Origin of the sequence: Vasconcelosia minhoensis LEGE 07310 (assembly GCF_015207255.1) — a bacterium.
GTDB classification, from domain to species: Bacteria; Cyanobacteriota; Cyanobacteriia; order Phormidesmidales; family Phormidesmidaceae; genus Vasconcelosia; species Vasconcelosia minhoensis.
Genome location: NZ_JADEXG010000038.1, coordinates 17,741 through 32,285 on the forward strand (window position 1 = coordinate 17,741; position 14,545 = coordinate 32,285).

At 57.4% G+C, this 14,545-nt stretch carries 15 protein-coding genes; 9 read left to right on the forward strand and 6 right to left on the reverse strand.

Features of this window, described 5'->3' with window-relative positions; all coding sequences use genetic code 11:
• Positions 1–8: 8 nt before the first annotated feature.
• Complete coding sequence (locus tag IQ241_RS15560) at positions 9–758, reverse strand: creatininase family protein (protein WP_193908866.1); 750 nt, start codon at positions 756–758, stop codon at positions 9–11.
• A 169-nt stretch (positions 759–927) separates the two neighbouring features.
• Here IQ241_RS15560 and IQ241_RS15565 point away from each other — a divergent pair, with 169 nt between their 5' ends.
• A complete protein-coding gene (locus IQ241_RS15565; RefSeq protein WP_193908813.1) occupies positions 928–1,233 on the forward strand; it encodes a DUF6679 family protein in 306 nt (101 codons plus the stop codon).
• 32 nt (positions 1,234–1,265) lie between these two features.
• Here the strand turns inward: IQ241_RS15565 and IQ241_RS15570 are convergent, their stop codons facing one another.
• Complete coding sequence (locus tag IQ241_RS15570; protein ID WP_193908814.1) at positions 1,266–2,921, reverse strand: MBL fold metallo-hydrolase; 1,656 nt, start codon at positions 2,919–2,921, stop codon at positions 1,266–1,268.
• 24 nt (positions 2,922–2,945) lie between these two features.
• On the reverse strand, positions 2,946–3,068 hold the full coding sequence (locus IQ241_RS26000) for a hypothetical protein (RefSeq protein ID WP_265579901.1): 123 nt from the start codon (positions 3,066–3,068) through the stop codon (positions 2,946–2,948).
• A gap of 92 nt (positions 3,069–3,160) precedes the next feature.
• Here IQ241_RS26000 and IQ241_RS15575 point away from each other — a divergent pair, with 92 nt between their 5' ends.
• Complete coding sequence (locus IQ241_RS15575) at positions 3,161–3,754, forward strand: DNA-3-methyladenine glycosylase (protein ID WP_193908815.1); 594 nt, start codon at positions 3,161–3,163, stop codon at positions 3,752–3,754.
• Here the strand turns inward: IQ241_RS15575 and IQ241_RS15580 are convergent.
• Positions 3,751–4,317: a sporulation/spore germination protein gene (locus IQ241_RS15580; protein WP_193908816.1), complete on the reverse strand. Its 567-nt coding sequence runs from the start codon at positions 4,315–4,317 to the stop codon at positions 3,751–3,753. The two genes, IQ241_RS15575 and IQ241_RS15580, sit on opposite strands and share 4 nt — an antisense overlap.
• 118 nt (positions 4,318–4,435) lie before the next feature.
• On the opposite strand from IQ241_RS15580, the gene IQ241_RS15585 reads away from it, so the two are divergent.
• The 4 genes from IQ241_RS15585 (at position 4,436) to secG (ending at position 9,776) form a co-directional block, all read left to right on the forward strand.
• The gene (locus IQ241_RS15585; RefSeq protein ID WP_193908817.1) at positions 4,436–5,464 is read left to right on the forward strand and encodes an aspartate carbamoyltransferase catalytic subunit; all 1,029 of its coding nucleotides are present in this window, start codon (positions 4,436–4,438) and stop codon (positions 5,462–5,464) included.
• A 205-nt stretch (positions 5,465–5,669) separates the two neighbouring features.
• Complete coding sequence (locus tag IQ241_RS15590) at positions 5,670–7,391, forward strand: ABC transporter ATP-binding protein (protein WP_193908818.1); 1,722 nt, start codon at positions 5,670–5,672, stop codon at positions 7,389–7,391.
• Between the two features lie 446 nt (positions 7,392–7,837).
• Positions 7,838–9,442 carry a 2,3-bisphosphoglycerate-independent phosphoglycerate mutase gene (gene gpmI, locus IQ241_RS15595; protein ID WP_193908820.1) on the forward strand — a complete coding sequence of 535 codons (1,605 nt, stop codon included), beginning with the start codon at positions 7,838–7,840 and terminating at the stop codon, positions 9,440–9,442.
• A gap of 100 nt (positions 9,443–9,542) precedes the next feature.
• Positions 9,543–9,776 carry a preprotein translocase subunit SecG gene (gene secG / locus IQ241_RS15600; protein ID WP_193908822.1) on the forward strand — a complete coding sequence of 78 codons (234 nt, stop codon included), beginning with the start codon at positions 9,543–9,545 and terminating at the stop codon, positions 9,774–9,776.
• Positions 9,777–9,807: 31 nt separating this feature from the next.
• On the opposite strand, the gene IQ241_RS15605 is transcribed toward secG, so the two are convergent.
• Positions 9,808–11,160, reverse strand: coding sequence for a recombinase family protein (locus tag IQ241_RS15605; protein WP_193908824.1), 1,353 nt, complete (start codon positions 11,158–11,160; stop codon positions 9,808–9,810).
• A 141-nt stretch (positions 11,161–11,301) separates the two neighbouring features.
• Between IQ241_RS15605 and IQ241_RS15610 the strand changes: the two genes are divergently transcribed.
• Positions 11,302–12,210, forward strand: a complete 909-nt coding sequence (locus tag IQ241_RS15610; protein ID WP_228021758.1) for a lysozyme inhibitor LprI family protein — start codon at positions 11,302–11,304, stop codon at positions 12,208–12,210.
• Between the two features lie 85 nt (positions 12,211–12,295).
• Positions 12,296–12,964 carry a DUF938 domain-containing protein gene (locus IQ241_RS15615; protein ID WP_193908828.1) on the forward strand — a complete coding sequence of 223 codons (669 nt, stop codon included), beginning with the start codon at positions 12,296–12,298 and terminating at the stop codon, positions 12,962–12,964.
• On the opposite strand, the gene IQ241_RS15620 is transcribed toward IQ241_RS15615, so the two are convergent.
• Positions 12,961–13,287, reverse strand: coding sequence for a YbjQ family protein (locus IQ241_RS15620; protein WP_193908830.1), 327 nt, complete (start codon positions 13,285–13,287; stop codon positions 12,961–12,963). The two genes, IQ241_RS15615 and IQ241_RS15620, sit on opposite strands and share 4 nt — an antisense overlap.
• 45 nt (positions 13,288–13,332) lie before the next feature.
• Here IQ241_RS15620 and IQ241_RS15625 point away from each other — a divergent pair, with 45 nt between their 5' ends.
• The gene (locus IQ241_RS15625) at positions 13,333–14,523 is read left to right on the forward strand and encodes a tetratricopeptide repeat protein (protein ID WP_193908832.1); all 1,191 of its coding nucleotides are present in this window, start codon (positions 13,333–13,335) and stop codon (positions 14,521–14,523) included.
• Positions 14,524–14,545 lie beyond the last annotated feature (22 nt).

Genomic DNA, 14,545 nt, shown 5'->3' on the forward strand with positions numbered 1-14,545 from the left:
GGATTGGCTCACTCATCACCGATGAACTTCAGATAGTCGCTGCTCAACTCTTTAACTGCTCGCTCATAGAACTGCTGGCCTTGCTCGGGCGTCGCCAGATCGGGGTTGGAACCCATCCGCCCGTCTGGGTAAGCGCGGCGAAAGTCAGTGGCTCCGTAGATTGGATGACCCGCCGGGGCGACCTGGGGATCTAAGGTTGCCTGCCTGATCGCCTCGGGGTAGGCGTACTGAGTCAGCGCCACCTCGCTGGGGGTGGCGTGGGAGCCTTCCTGGGCGCCGTAGAGGTCCTTCGCCAGCTGATACACAGTGCTGCACTGATACCAGTTGGCGAGCCGACAGCGCACCCGGTCAGCGTTGGGCACCTGGCTGTCGGCCAGAGCCGCGTAGATTTCTGAAAAGGCCGCCTTTACCGTGGCCACGTTGCCGCCGTGGCCGTTGATCAAATAGAAGCGCGTGAAACCTGCCCGAGCCAGGGGTTTGACATAGTCTTGCAGCAGCGCAATCAGCGTACTGGGGCGGAGGCTAACGCTGCCCGGAAAAGCGGTGTGATGGAGCGCCATGCCGACATTAATGGTCGGACCGACCAGAGCCTGGGTCGCTGTACCGACGCCTTTGGCCACGATCTCAGCGCAGATGGCGTCGGTGCCGATCAGGCCGGTAGGGCCATGCTGCTCGGTGGACCCGATTGGAAAGATGATGGCCTGCGATCGCGTTAAATAGTCCTCTACCTCTGGCCAGGTACTTAAATGCAGCAGCATAATGCCCTCTTCTTCATGCACTTATTACCTATTCTGCAGGCTTACACAAAGTTTTGCCCGCTAAAACCATCAGTGCCTGCCCCGACCCGCAACCCTTGCTAGACTGAAAATACAAAATTGGACGCGGTTTTCGTTTCAGGACCTATCCGGCTGGCAAGGAGGATTTCGGATGCTACATCGCAAGATTTATCAGCTTTCGTGCGATCGCCGAGACGTGTATATTTTCTTGCGAGACCAGCAGCGCTGGATTGGACCAGCGACCATTCTAGAAGTTGAAGGAGACCTCGTCACCCTGCGCTGCGAAGAGGAAGATGAGGACGAAACCTCCTCCTGGGAAGAGATTATCCGAATTGAGAGCATTGGCTCGATCCGCCGACAGCTGGCGACGGTACCCAAAGGCCCCGGTGAAATTTTCCTGACCGAAGACTGCCCCCTGTTCGAGAAGCTTCCTGACCCGCCCCACGGTGGCGAATAGCTTTGCGATGGGATTGTCTTGCTATAGGGTTGTCAAGAAAGCTCAAACTCGGGTCCCTGCCGCGCCCTTTCGAACACTGGGCAAGACCCCTCCGGCGTCACCTTGAGGCCAAACAGCGGCGAAGCCGAGTTACGGCAACGCTGTCCGCGCAGGTGTCGGCAGTAGTAGCAGGTATGGGCTACGCTGGTTGCCTGCCGGGCCGAAGACTGGAGCAGCTCTTGCTGATTGAGCCCCCGAATTACCAGCTGGTCGCCCTGCCAGCGGGCCTCAATAATGCCGGTATCGCTGAGCTGCACCCAGCGCGGATCTTTGGCTAAATGGGGCGGCAGCCGCATCATCAGCTCGTGGGCAGCCGCCTCAACTTCGCCCTCGTAAGCCGTCTCGCGCAGTGGCTCGGGCTGCCAGAACGACTCGGCCAGGGGCAGCTCAATTGGCTGATGGGCTGTCGATAGGTGTAGCTGATAGCGACTCTGTAACTCTTCCAGGCTAGCCAGCTCGGCGAGTTTGTCGGCAGCGCCATGGGTGAAAATCACATGCTGCGGGCGCAGATTGTGAATCAGCTGGGTGGTGCCGACCCCGTCGCAGTGATTGGTCATGGTGTAGCTTTCCACCTGCACCGTGCCCGACGCCGTCGTCGTTTTCAGCGCGTCGAGCCAGTCGTAGCCTACCAGCTCGATGCGCTCATCGACGGGCTGGGCCTGCCAGAGGGACAGGTCTGAGTCGTAGGGCAAAAAGACCGTCCATTCGCCGTCGTAGCTGTGACAGTAGTGGGCTGGGTGAGTGGTGGGGTGAGTAATGAAAATAGCAGGCTGTTCGACCGTCAGCGGAGCCTCCGTCGGCAGCCTGCGAGCCAGCGGCAGAACCCGCTCGTCCCAAAATAAAGCCTGGTGCTGAGCAAAGTTTTGGACCGCGCTGGGAAAGTAGGGCAGTAGCTCTAGATAGGCGTCACAGCCGCCCGCGATGGTGGCATCCACCCAGATGTCAATCGGCTGACCGGTGAAGTGATGATGGCTGCGGGTCAGCATCAGCAGCTCCTGCCCCAGCCCCAGCACCGGGGCCGGAAAGACGACGCAGGTGCCGCTGTCTAGGGATTTATTGACTCGCTCGGCGAGCTGATTTTCCTGCTGGCGACGGTGGGGATGGCGGGCAGTCCCATAGGTGCCATCGACGATCAGCACGTCTGGTCTGAGACCGCGCAGCTCAGTGAGTGGCAGCCCTTCTACCAGTCGCCCGTTAGAGAGAAAACAGTCACCCGTATAGAAAATGCTGTAGGTCCGCTGCGGCGTGGTGTAGGTCAGCAGCAGACAGGCCGCTCCCGGCAAATGACCCGCTGGCCAGATTTGGGCAGTCAGCCCCTGGGCCAGCTCAATTGGCGTACGCCAAGGCAGGCCGCGGCAAAAGCGGGAAGTGGGATGGTTGGGCCAGTTGAGCGGCAGCAGCCGGGCGGTAACTTCGCTGCCATAGACCGGCAGTCCCGGAAACGCTTCGGAGAGCGATCGCAGCCCCTGGGCATGGTCTGTGTGGGCATGGCTGCAAAAGGCAAAGTCGGCCCGACGAGCCTGGCGCAGCAGCGCAATATCAGCCAAACCACAGTCGAGCAGACCATAGTAGGGACCGATCTGAATGCCGAGACAGACCCCTTCGTCGCTATGCCCTACCGCATAGGGAAAACAGGATAGCTCAGTCACAGTCGGTCAATAACCCGGCGAAACCTAATGGGCCGAGCCGTTGCCGTGGTAGTCATCGGAGTTGTAAAAGCCGTTGCGGGTGCCAAAAAATAGGCAGGCGACCGTAAACAGGCCGGTCAAAACGATCAAAATAGATTTAATATCCATGCGCAATCCAGTTCCCAACAAATTAAGACAGCCTGTCTAAATCCTACCAAGTTCACTTCTAATTGCAACGAGATGCCCTATTTGACTGAACTATGGCCGCCATCATTACTGCTGACTGGTGCGATCGCGCCGCTACCGCAGTCGCCCCAGATCTAATCGGCTGCACCCTAGTCCGCCAGTTTGCCTCGGGAATCATCGTGCGCGGCCAGATCGTCGAGACTGAAGCTTACATGCCTGGCGACCCGGCCTGCCATGCCTACCGAGGGCAGACCCGGCGCAACGCGGCGATGTTTGGCCCGGCGGGCGTGAGCTATGTCTACTTTATCTATGGCATGTACCACTGCCTCAACGTGGTTACCGACGCCGTTGGTCAGGGCAGCGCTGTCCTAATCCGATCGGCTCAGCTGGAGTCTATCCCGCCTGACCTGCCACCTAAGCAGGCTAGCCAGCCCAAGCGAATTGCAGCTGGGCCAGGCAAACTCTGCCGCGCCTTACAACTTGACCGAGCTTATGACGGACTGCCGCTAGAGCCCGCTACCGGTCTCTGGCTGGAGCACCGGCGCGGAGACCCGCCAGAACTGGTACAGACAACTCGGATTGGTCTTTCTCAAGCCCAAGAGCTACCCTGGCGATGGTTTCTCAAGGGCAGCCGGGCAGTCTCACGAGGGATCCAGTCCAGCCGCTAAAGGACAATCTCCTCGCCGCGCTCGGTAAACTTAACCGAATTGACCTGCCAGTCGGGGTTTTGCAGCAGGGTTTCTTCTAGGCTGCCAAACAGCGATCGCTGTTCACAGCTCGACAGGGAGACAAACTTACGCTGGGACTCTGGAGCTAGGCGCAGATCAACGACGGCAATGCCACTGCCGGGGTCGATATTGACCCGGTAGCCAGAAATCTTGAAGGCATTGTAGTCTTGCTCGGCTAGGACCTTGCCAACGGCCTGGCTGAGAGCCTGGTCGCGCTCAACCTGAACCGTCTCTGAGACCAGTTCGTTACACATATCGTCCATCACATAGATGGAGACAGTGGTCATCTCTTCACTAGATTCCGGCTCGACCGCCGCATCGGGTTCGGCTGCCGTCGGTTTGTCAGCTTCGGCGGCGGGCGCTTTTGAGTCTGCCGGGACTTCAGCCTGCTCGGTCTCGGCAGGCTTCGGCTCAGGCTCTGCTACCGGCGGGGAAGTCGCGCAGCTGGTGACCAGCATCAGCCCGAGAGCCAGTCCAAAGATAGTTTTTGGCAACCGTTTCATCGAATGAAATACTGAGTACAGCACGGGGATCACACTACAAATCTTATGCTATAGAACAGGCACCTTTCCCAAAGTTTTACTGTGCCAATTTGCAAAGCAATCAGGATAACCCTCAGCCATGACTAATGCTGCCTGGGATCGTCATCATATCGTTTCGCTGGCCGATTTTAGGCCGGTCGAATACGAAACCATTCTGGAAACAGCCCTCAGTTTTCGAGAGGTGCTTTCCCGACGAACGAAAAAAGTGCCAGCGCTTCAGGGGCAGGTGGTGACAAACTTATTTTTTGAGCCCTCTACCCGCACTCGTAGCAGCTTTGAGCTCGCTGCCAAGCGGCTTTCTGCCGATATTTTGAACTTCTCGCCGGGCAGCTCTTCACTCAGCAAAGGAGAAACGATTTTAGATACGGCGAAAACCTATCTGGCGATGGGTACTAACCTGATGGTGATTCGCCACGCCCAGGCGGGGGTTCCCAGTACTATTGCTCGGGAAATGGACCGGCTCGGAGTGGGGGTTGGCGTGCTCAACGCTGGCGATGGACAGCATGAGCATCCGTCCCAGGCACTGCTCGACCTGTTTACCCTATGCACTGCGCTGAATCAGCAAACCCCTACGATTTACGATTTGCAGGGTAAAAAAATTGCGATCGTCGGCGATATCCTGCATTCGCGGGTCGCTCGCTCTAATCTTTGGAGTCTCACCGCCTGTGGCGCTGAGGTTCACCTGGCAGCCCCGCCAACCCTGTTGCCGAAAGCGTTTTTGGCCGCGTTTCAGACGCCATTGGAAATGCCTCAAGGCTTTTTAAAGCGTCAGATTTATCTGCACTGGCAGCTTGCGCCTGCGCTCCAGGATGCCGACTTTGTGATGGCGCTACGGCTCCAGCGAGAGCGCATGTCTGAGCATTTGCTGCCCAGTCTGCGGGAGTATCAACGGAGTTTTGGCCTGACTCGCGATCGCATCAGCCGTTGTCGGCCCACAGTAAAGATATTGCATCCCGGCCCGACCAATCGCGGCGTAGAGCTGAGCTCAGACCTGATGGATGATCCCGAGCTGAGTCTGGTGTCCAGGCAGGTGACGAATGGCGTGGCGGTGCGGATGGCGTTGCTTTACTTGATGGGAGGAGTGGAGAGTAATGGGGTGAGGGAGTAATGGGGTGCTGGCGTCGTAGCGGCTGATTTTTGCCCCCCTGACTGTCCCTCCCGAATTTTGTTACAGTTGGCTGAGAAAAGTTGACTTCTTCGTAATCATTCCATAAGTCATCTGCGTCGGTATCCTGTCATTCTTGCAGGATACCGACGCGGAGGTTGGTGCTGCGAAGACCATAGTCCTCAAGTCGAGAGTCTGGAGCTGACCCATGCTACGCCTAGAGAATATCAGCAAAATCTATCCGACTGGCGAAGTCCTCAGAGATGTGACCTGGGAGGTCAAAGCTGGCGATCGGATTGGCCTAGTTGGCGTCAACGGCGCGGGCAAATCGACCCAGCTAAAAATCATCTCGGGAGAAGTCGAGCCCACCTCCGGTCAGGTGGTGCGCCCCAACGGGTTGCATATTGCTTTTCTCAGCCAGGAATTTGAGGTTGATCCCAGCCGCACGGTGCGGGAAGAGTTCTGGACGGTATTTGCCGAAGCGAACGAGATTCAGAGATCGCTCACCGAAATTCCCCAGCAGATGGAGGAAGCCGACCCTGACCAGCTAGAGCAGCTGATCCACCAGCTCGACCGCAAGCAGCGCCAGTTTGAGGCGCTCGATGGCTATGGGCTAGAAGCCAAGATTGAAAAGATTCTACCCGAGATGGGCTTCGACCCTGAAGATGGGGATCGCCTGGTCAGCGCCTTTAGCGGCGGCTGGCAAATGCGCATGGGGCTGGGTAAAGTACTGCTCCAGTCGCCTGACCTGCTGCTGCTCGACGAGCCAACTAACCATCTCGACCTGGAAACAATTGAGTGGTTGGAGACCTACCTCAAAGGGCTAACCACGCCGATGGTGATCGTCTCCCACGACCGCGAATTTCTCGACCGGCTCTGCACCCAAATTGTCGAAACCGAGCGGGGCGTTTCCACAACCTATTTGGGCAACTACAGCGCCTATCTGGCCCAGAAGGCCGAAAACCAGGCGGCTCAACTCAGCACCTACGAGCGTCAGCAGAAGGAAATCGCTAAACAGCAGATCTTTGTCGATCGCTTCCGGGCCAGCGCTACCCGCAGTACCCAGGCGAAGAGTCGGGAGAAGCAGCTAGAGAAAATAGAGCGAGTAGAGGCGCCGGTGGCGAATCTGAGATCGCTCCAGTTTCGCTTTCCGCCAGCCCCCCGCAGCGGGCGCGAGGTGGTTCAGGTCACCGATATGACCCATACCTATGACGACAATATTCTTTTCTTGGGGGCAAACCTGCTGATTGAGCGGGGCGACCGGATTGCCTTCGTTGGCCCCAACGGAGCCGGGAAGTCTACCCTGCTGCGGCTGATGATGGGGCTGGAACAGCCCTCCGAAGGCCGGGTGGAAATCGGCTCTCACAACGTGATCCCCAGCTATTTTGAGCAGAATCAGGCCGAAGCGCTAGAGCTGACTAAGACCGTCATCGATACGATTCACGATGAGGTCCCCGACTGGAAGAATGAGGAAGTCCGAACCCTGCTGGGCCGCTTCCTCTTCAGCGGAGAGGTGGTCTATAAGCCGGTTTCGGCGCTGAGCGGGGGTGAGAAAGCGCGGCTAGCCCTGGCTAAAATGCTGCTTCAGCCCGCCAACCTGCTGATTCTGGACGAGCCAACTAATCATCTGGATATTCCAGCCAAGGAAATGTTGGAAGCAGCGCTGAAACACTATGACGGGACAGCGCTAATTGTCTCCCACGATCGCTACTTTATTTCTCAGGTAGCGAATAAAATCGTAGAGCTGCGAGATGGCGAGCTCAAGCTTTATCGGGGTGACTATCACTATTTCCTGGATAAGACGGCAGAAGCAGAAGAGAAAGCTAGGCTAGAAGCGATAGAAGCCGAAAAAGCTGAAAAAGCGGCTGCCAAACGCCAGAAACAGCGAGAAAAGCAGAAAGCGAAAGCGGCTTCCCAGAAGGCTGGCTAGCGTCAGCTTTGCCAAGGGCTCTGTTCAAACCCTCTGTTCAAACCCTTGAGTCGTTGAACCAATTTGACAAATCTAAAGTTCGATCAGATAAGTAGATATACCTAATTAGTAGTTTTAATCTATCTATGTAAAATACCTGTGTAGAATACTGAGTAAGCCGTCGGAGACCCAGTTTTCTCTAAGATTTTTTCTACGAGGAGTCGCTGGCCAGTCGTAGCAGTGCTTTACGACACCGAACTGTGCAAAATTTTATCCCGAACCCTTTCCCGTTTTTATTAAACTTTTTTAACATTTTTATTTGCGGCTGCAGGTCAATTTGACACGCAGGAATTTTGCTTAGAAGTCGCGACTCTGCATAACCCGTCTCATCGTTGGGTATTTTTACCGCCGGTAGTGGCCCAACTGCCAAGACATTTGTCCACATCGCTGAGGATTCCCTGAAAAATATGGCACATGCGCCTATTCACCCCATGGTCCTCGTCATTCTAGACGGCTGGGGCTATCGAGAAGATACCAACGGCAACGCCGTCACATCGGCTCAGACGCCGGTGATGGATAGCCTTTGGTCAGCCTATCCGCATACGCTAATCAGTACTTCTGGTAAGCACGTCGGCCTGCCAGAAGGGCAGATGGGCAACTCGGAAGTCGGACATCTGAATATTGGCGCTGGCCGGGTCGTACCTCAAGAGCTAGTAAGAATTTCTGACGCGGTTGAGGACGGCTCGATTCAAGAAAATCCGGCCCTCTTAGAAGTTTGCCAAAAGGTGCGGTTCAAGCAGAGTAAGCTACACCTGATCGGGCTGTGTTCTGAGGGTGGCGTGCATTCCCACCTCAACCATTTGTACGGCCTGGTTGAAATGGCTAAGGCCCAGGACCTTTCTGAAATCTGTATCCATGCGATTACCGACGGACGCGATACGAAACCCACTGACGGCGAACGAGTGATTGCAGAACTGCAAGCCTACCTAGATCAGGCTGGCGTCGGCCAGATCGTCACCCTGAGCGGTCGCTACTATGCCATGGATCGCGATCGCCGCTGGGATCGGATTGAAAAGGTTTATCGCGTCATGAGCGAAGCGGGTGATGGGCAGACGCACTCGGCTCTAGAGGCGCTGAAGGACGCTTACGAAGCGGGGATCACAGACGAATTTGTCGAACCGGTGCGGCTTGCGCCCGGAACGATTGAGCCTGACGACGGCATCATTTTCTTTAACTTTCGCCCCGACCGGGCCCGGCAGCTGACCCAGGTGCTGATCGATCCCGACTTTGACGGGTTTGAACGAGAGCTGATCGCACCGCTGGCTTTTGTCAGCATGACCCAGTACGATTCCTCGTTTCCAGTCAGGGTGGCCTTTGAGCCCCAAGACCTGACTAAGATTCTAGGCGAAGTCATTGCCGAACATGGCCTCAAGCAGTTTCGGACGGCAGAGACTGAGAAATATGCCCACGTCACCTATTTCTTTAATGGCGGTTTAGAAGACCCCCTGCCGGGCGAAGACCGCGAGCTGGTTCCCAGCCCGATGGTAGCGACCTATGACAAAGCGCCTAAAATGTCGGCCCATAAGGTAACCGACGTTGCGATCGCGGCCATCCAGAAACGGCAGTATTCGTTCGTTGTGATCAACTATGCCAATCCCGATATGGTTGGCCACACCGGTAAGATTGGCGAGACTGTAGATGCTTTGGAAACCGTAGATACTGAGCTGGGTCGCCTGCTAGAGGCGACCGTTAGCGTCGGTGGTAGTACGATTATTATTGCTGACCATGGTAATGCCGAGTACATGTGCGACGAGCAGGGCCGCCCCTGGACGGCACATACGACCAATCCAGTACCGTTCATTCTGGTCGAGGGCGAAGGGCTGAAGGTGCCCGGGCATGGCACTGAAGTCAACCTGCGGGAAGACGGTCGGCTGGCCGACATTGCCCCGACTATCCTGGAGATTTTAAAGCTGCCGCAGCCAGCGGAAATGACCGGGCGCTCAATGATTTTGCCGGCGGCAGCTGAGGTTCGGGCGAACCGAACGCCGGTGCAGGTTTCGATGCAGCGCTAGCTCACCCCTGGGCAAATCGCTGACCGGCTGCTCATCGGCTGCGGTAGGATGGACGAGACGATCTTTAGCCCCGCTTTCAGCAGCGGACGATAAAAAGCCTATGCTGCCAACTGCTGTCAAAATTGTCTGGGCTGCTTCGGCGGTCGGGCTAGCCATCTTAGTCCTATTACACAGCCCTAAGGGTGACGGTCTGGGCGCTTTGGGCGGCCAGGCTCAGCTTTTTACCAGCACCAAGAGTGCCGAAACGACGCTTAACCGCGTTACTTGGACATTGACAATCCTGTTTATGGGGCTGACGGTTGTGCTCAGCGCCGGCTGGCTGCCGCAGGGTTAGCAATCGTCTAGACAGCGCCGTTTAGCGTCGCTTAAAAAATAAACATTAGGGATAACGACCCGCCTTCATCGGCTGGACTAAGCTGGACTTCGCGAATAAATTCCCGAAAGAAGAAGCGTCGTTCGGATTCCGATAGGTCGAACCAAAACTGCGGAATTGAGGCTGTTTGAGCAGTTTCCTGGAGATTGACCGGCGGTAGCTGGGCAAGTTTCTGTCGGACTGTCGCTATTTCAGTCTGAAGTCGATAGGCCCGCAGCTCGGCAGTCTGCGCGTCGAGGATATTGTTGCTTACGAGCTCGGGTAGCTGGGCGAGCACAGCCTGCTGTTGCTGCAGCCGCTCTAGGAGGCTGGCTTTGATCCCCGCCATCGGTGCGGCGGCAATCTGAGCCACGGCCTGGGGCAGCTGGGCACAGATTGCGCCAATAGTTTGCTGAAGGACGGTCGAATACGCGATCGCGCCACATTTGGGCTGACGGGGGCAGGCGACCGGGCGCAGGTAGAGGTAGGACTGGGACTGTCGTGGCTGGGTGACTTGGTTAACCCGAAAGCTCGACCGGCAGCTTTGGCAAACCACAAGACCGGCTAGGGAATAGGCCACACTCGCTGTGCGGCTAGAGAACTGGCGATTGCGTCGGCGCAGGCGGTCGATCTGAGCCGCTTCTTCTCGACTCAGTAAGGCTGCATGGGTGTTGTGGATCAGCCCGTCTGAGTAGGCCGTGTCGCCTCGATAAACGGGATTCTCAAGCCAGCGTTGGCCGGTCGAAACCGCTATCTGCTTGCTATATCGCTGGGCGATGTGCCGGACCGCGGCCCGTAGCGAACCGTACAGCAAGTAATGTTCAAAAAACGCTTTTACTATGGTGGCGCTGCCGCGGTCGAGGACATAGTGACCCTGGCTGCGCCGGTAGCCGTAGGGCGCTTTGCCCGGGGGCGCTAATCCTTTGAGCCGGTTGCGGGCATGACCCTGACGGATTCGGCGCTGCCGCTGGGCCGCCTGAATTTCGTCAGCGACCTGCAGCAGCTTCACTTGAGAGCGATCGCGCGGGTCATCCGCTGCCCGATCGGGCGACTCAATTGTGATCACAGCCATCCCCAGCGCCTCAATCGCAGACAGCCGCTGAGTCACGCTTGCCAACGTCTCACCCAGTTCGTCCAGCCGCCGCAGCAACAGCCGGTCAGGAGCTGCCTGACCGGCAGCGGCTAGCAGCTGCTGGAGCTGAGGCCGTTCATCAGTCGGCGGACTGCTGGCTAGGTCGGCATAAATTTGCTCAATCTCCCAGCCCTGTTGGGTTAAAACATCCGCCCAAGCCTGAGCCGAACTGAGATTGGGATTGGGAGATGATTCCAAAAGCGGATCGCTGTAGCAATAGAGAATGGTCTTCATTCGGTCTAAAACCCTGTGCAAGTTTAAGAAACACCTGCTGAAACGGTAGCAAAGTCGAATAGCCCGCTAAGGTTAAGACAACTTTGACGGAGTCATTTGGGCTGGTTTATTTTCTGCGCTTCAGCCTCTATGCTGAGATCTATGATGACTAAGCAGCGTCGAACATCTATCTTGTCGGTTCTGATGGCCACACTGGTGCTGGGGCTAGCCGTAGGCTGTAGCCAGGACACCGGCGATCGCGTCATCAGCTCAACCCCCGACCAGCCTGGGGACGCTTCTGAAGAAGCCGATGGGGAAGCCCTGGGGTCGTCTGCTGGGGAAGTCGAAGCGTCTGCCGAAACCGATGAAACCACCGAAACCGATGAAGCGGCTGAAACGGTAGAGGAGAGCGCGGCTGAATCAGCGCCGCCGATTGCGCCACATCTGGGCGATAAGCCGATGACGCAGCCCGACCTAGCTATTGGTTCATCCCAGGCGGCTTCCGTTCCCGCCACGGCACCGCCACGGCAGACCTGCGAAGCGCAAACCCAGGCAGCGATGAACGCCTGTGCCGAGGCTAACTATGACAAAGCCGATGATTATCTCAACCAGGTCCACCAGGGGCTCAAAAGCAATCTGACCCAGGCAGCTCAGGTTCAGCTGGCTGAGGCCGAGCGCGCCTGGGTTAGCTTTCGCGACCAGAGCTGTGAGTTTGAACGAAGTCAGTTTGAAAACGGCTCGATCGCGCCGCTGGTCTACTACAGCTGCCTGGAGGCCCTAACCGACCAGCGAACGGCTGAGCTGAAGCAAACCGAGCTGCCCGAATTGGCCTATGCCCAGGCCGATCAGCAACTCAACCAGGTCTATCGCAACCTCAAAGATAGGCTTGGCCCTGCGGCCCAGGACGGGCTAACCGAGAGCCAGCTGGCCTGGATTGCGTACCGAGATGCGAACTGCGTTTTTGAAGACCTTCATGCTAAGGCGTTGATTAGCGAAACCCAGTGTCTGGCGCGGATGACTGAGACCCGTACCGACCAGCTGCAAGCGGCATTGGAGCAGCGCCAGCTCTAGCTTAGCTGGCCAATTCAGGGTTAGGATTGCAATAGGCTCCAGAACTAGGCCAGAACGAGGCCAAAATGAGAATCGGTGGGATCCCTTGGCCTACTTTACTGAGAAACCAGACGACGCCCGGCAGTATGCAGCTGCCCCCGAGCGCAATCAGCAGCCTATCTTAGAAGTGCTTCAGCAGCAGCTGCCCCGATCGGGAACGGTGCTGGAGGTGGCCAGCGGAACCGGGCAACATGCGCTATTTTTGGCACCGCGTCTGGCTCCCCGGCACTGGCTGCCCAGCGACCCCAATCCCGTCCTGCGGCAGAGCATTCGGGCCTGGGCAGCCACCGCACCCACACCAACACTGCATCCGCCTTTAGACCTGGATGTGCAGGCGACGAGCTGGCCGGTCGAAGATGCGCGACTGACCGCAGGGGTTGGCCCGGTTGAGCTCCCACCCATCTGCGCGATCGCGGCCATCAACCTCATCCATATCTCCCCTTGGGCTGCTTGCCTGGGCCTCTTAGCCGGAGCGCAGCGGATCTTGCCCCCCGGCGGCATCCTCTATCTCTATGGCCCTTACCGGCAAAACGGGCAGCATACGGGCCCCAGCAATGCGGCTTTTGACGCGATGCTCCAGCAGCAGAACTCAGACTGGGGTGTCCGCGACCTGGAAACGGTACAGGCCGACGCCGCCAAGCGGGGATTGCAGCCGCAGGCCGTAATTCCCATGCCAGCCTACAATCTTTCGGTAATTTTTACTCGGACGAGCTAGGCCAAACTAATGGCTGTACCCGTCGCGGTAATCAGCATCAGCACGCCGGTTTCGTCAAGGTTGATCGTATCGGTTTTGATCTGAATGCCAATCACCGCATCCGCACCGAGCTGGCGAGCGCGATCTTCGAGTTCGCGTAGGGCATCTTGCTGGCCCCGCTCAAAGACGCGCTCGTAGGAGGCCGTACGACCGCCCCAAAAGTCGCGAATGCTGGCGAAGAAATCACGGAGCATATTGCTGCCGTAGACAACCTCGGCGGTGACAATACCGCGGTAAGCCTGAATATTTTTTCCCTGAATAAAGTCAGTAGTTGATAAAATCATCAGTCTGGCTACAGTTGTGCAATTTCAATCTTAGGAGGTTAGGCCGTGCTTAGACCGATAGGCGTATCGACATGGCTGCTCAGCGGTATGGGAAGCGCTCTTGTAGCGCTGACGCCAGTGTTCACGCCAGCCCTGACGACGGCAGCTGAGGCGACTGAGCGATCGCCCATAGCGGCGGGTCACCCCCCGATGGTCCTAGCCCAGGCCAGTACCGACCATCTCTCGGAGCAGCAGAAGCAGCGGCTAAGCGAACTGCTGAACGCGGCCCAGGAGCACATTGATGCGACCGACTTTGCTGGGGCGATTGCCTTCTATCAGCAGGCCCTGCAAGTCAACCGAGCGGACCCTCGGCTCTATTCTGGGATTGCCTACCTGCACGCTCGTGAGGGCAACTTTGACTCGGCAGCTGAATACTATCGGCAGGCGATTGAGCGTGAGTCGCGCAATCTGCCTTTCCGCTATGGGCTAGCCTACAGTCTCTTTCAAGCAGAGCGCTATCGCGAAGCTGCCTCTGCCTACCGCGACCTGCTCGAAATTGACCGGCGGCAGGCAGAGGCCCAGATTGGCCTGGGCGGCAGTCTGCTGCGGCTAGAAGACGAAGACGGGGCGCGGCAGGCTTACGAAGCAGCCGTTCGAATTGACCCAAACAACGCCCAGGCCTACGAAGCGATTGGCATGCTCCATTTCAGTCAGGAAAACTATGACGAGGCCCTGCGAGCGCTAGAGCGATCGCAACAGCTAGATGACAGCCGAGCTAGCGTCTACGCAGCTATCGCCGAAATTTGGCTGATCCGAGACCAGCCGGGTCGAGCACTGCCCCAGCTCCAGCGAGCCGTCCAGCTCAATCCTCAACTGTCTGAAGCGCAGTTTCAGCTGGCCGAAATCTTACGCGCTCAGGGAAATCAGTCAGCTGCTTTGCAGCATTATGAACAGGCGGTCGAATATCAGCCCGACCTGACGCCTGCCCAGGCGGCCCTGGGCGAAATGCTGCTGGCCCGGGAGCAGTATCTGCGAGCGGTCCTGGCCTACCGTCAGCTCAGCCGCGTTCTACCCCAAGATCCCGGAGTTCGCTACAACCTAGCTTTGGCCCTTTGGGGGCAGGGTAATGCTCAAGCCGCGCTGAATACGGTAGAACAGGCGCTGAATCTGTATCAGCGGCAGGAGGATGAGGGTGGGGTGACCCGAGCCGAAGCGCTGATCGAAGTCTGGCGGCAGGAGGTCGATAAAAATCGCTAGACTAGATTGTTGAACCCATCAT

Excerpts from the sequence above, each read along its gene's own strand:
- gpmI (WP_193908820.1), top strand. The coding sequence starts at position 7,838 with ATGGCACATGCGCCTATTCACCCCATGGTCCTCGTCATTCTAGACGGC.
- IQ241_RS15560 (WP_193908866.1), bottom strand. The coding sequence starts at position 758 with ATGCTGCTGCATTTAAGTACCTGGCCAGAGGTAGAGGACTATTTAACG.
- IQ241_RS15605 (WP_193908824.1), bottom strand. The coding sequence starts at position 11,160 with ATGAAGACCATTCTCTATTGCTACAGCGATCCGCTTTTGGAATCATCT.
- IQ241_RS15575 (WP_193908815.1), top strand. The coding sequence starts at position 3,161 with ATGGCCGCCATCATTACTGCTGACTGGTGCGATCGCGCCGCTACCGCA.
- IQ241_RS15610 (WP_228021758.1), top strand. The coding sequence starts at position 11,302 with ATGATGACTAAGCAGCGTCGAACATCTATCTTGTCGGTTCTGATGGCC.
- IQ241_RS15565 (WP_193908813.1), top strand. The coding sequence starts at position 928 with ATGCTACATCGCAAGATTTATCAGCTTTCGTGCGATCGCCGAGACGTG.
- IQ241_RS15590 (WP_193908818.1), top strand. The coding sequence starts at position 5,670 with ATGCTACGCCTAGAGAATATCAGCAAAATCTATCCGACTGGCGAAGTC.
- secG (WP_193908822.1), top strand. The coding sequence starts at position 9,543 with ATGCTGCCAACTGCTGTCAAAATTGTCTGGGCTGCTTCGGCGGTCGGG.
- IQ241_RS15620 (WP_193908830.1), bottom strand. The coding sequence starts at position 13,287 with ATGATTTTATCAACTACTGACTTTATTCAGGGAAAAAATATTCAGGCT.
- IQ241_RS26000 (WP_265579901.1), bottom strand. The coding sequence starts at position 3,068 with ATGGATATTAAATCTATTTTGATCGTTTTGACCGGCCTGTTTACGGTC.
- IQ241_RS15580 (WP_193908816.1), bottom strand. The coding sequence starts at position 4,317 with ATGAAACGGTTGCCAAAAACTATCTTTGGACTGGCTCTCGGGCTGATG.
- IQ241_RS15585 (WP_193908817.1), top strand. The coding sequence starts at position 4,436 with ATGACTAATGCTGCCTGGGATCGTCATCATATCGTTTCGCTGGCCGAT.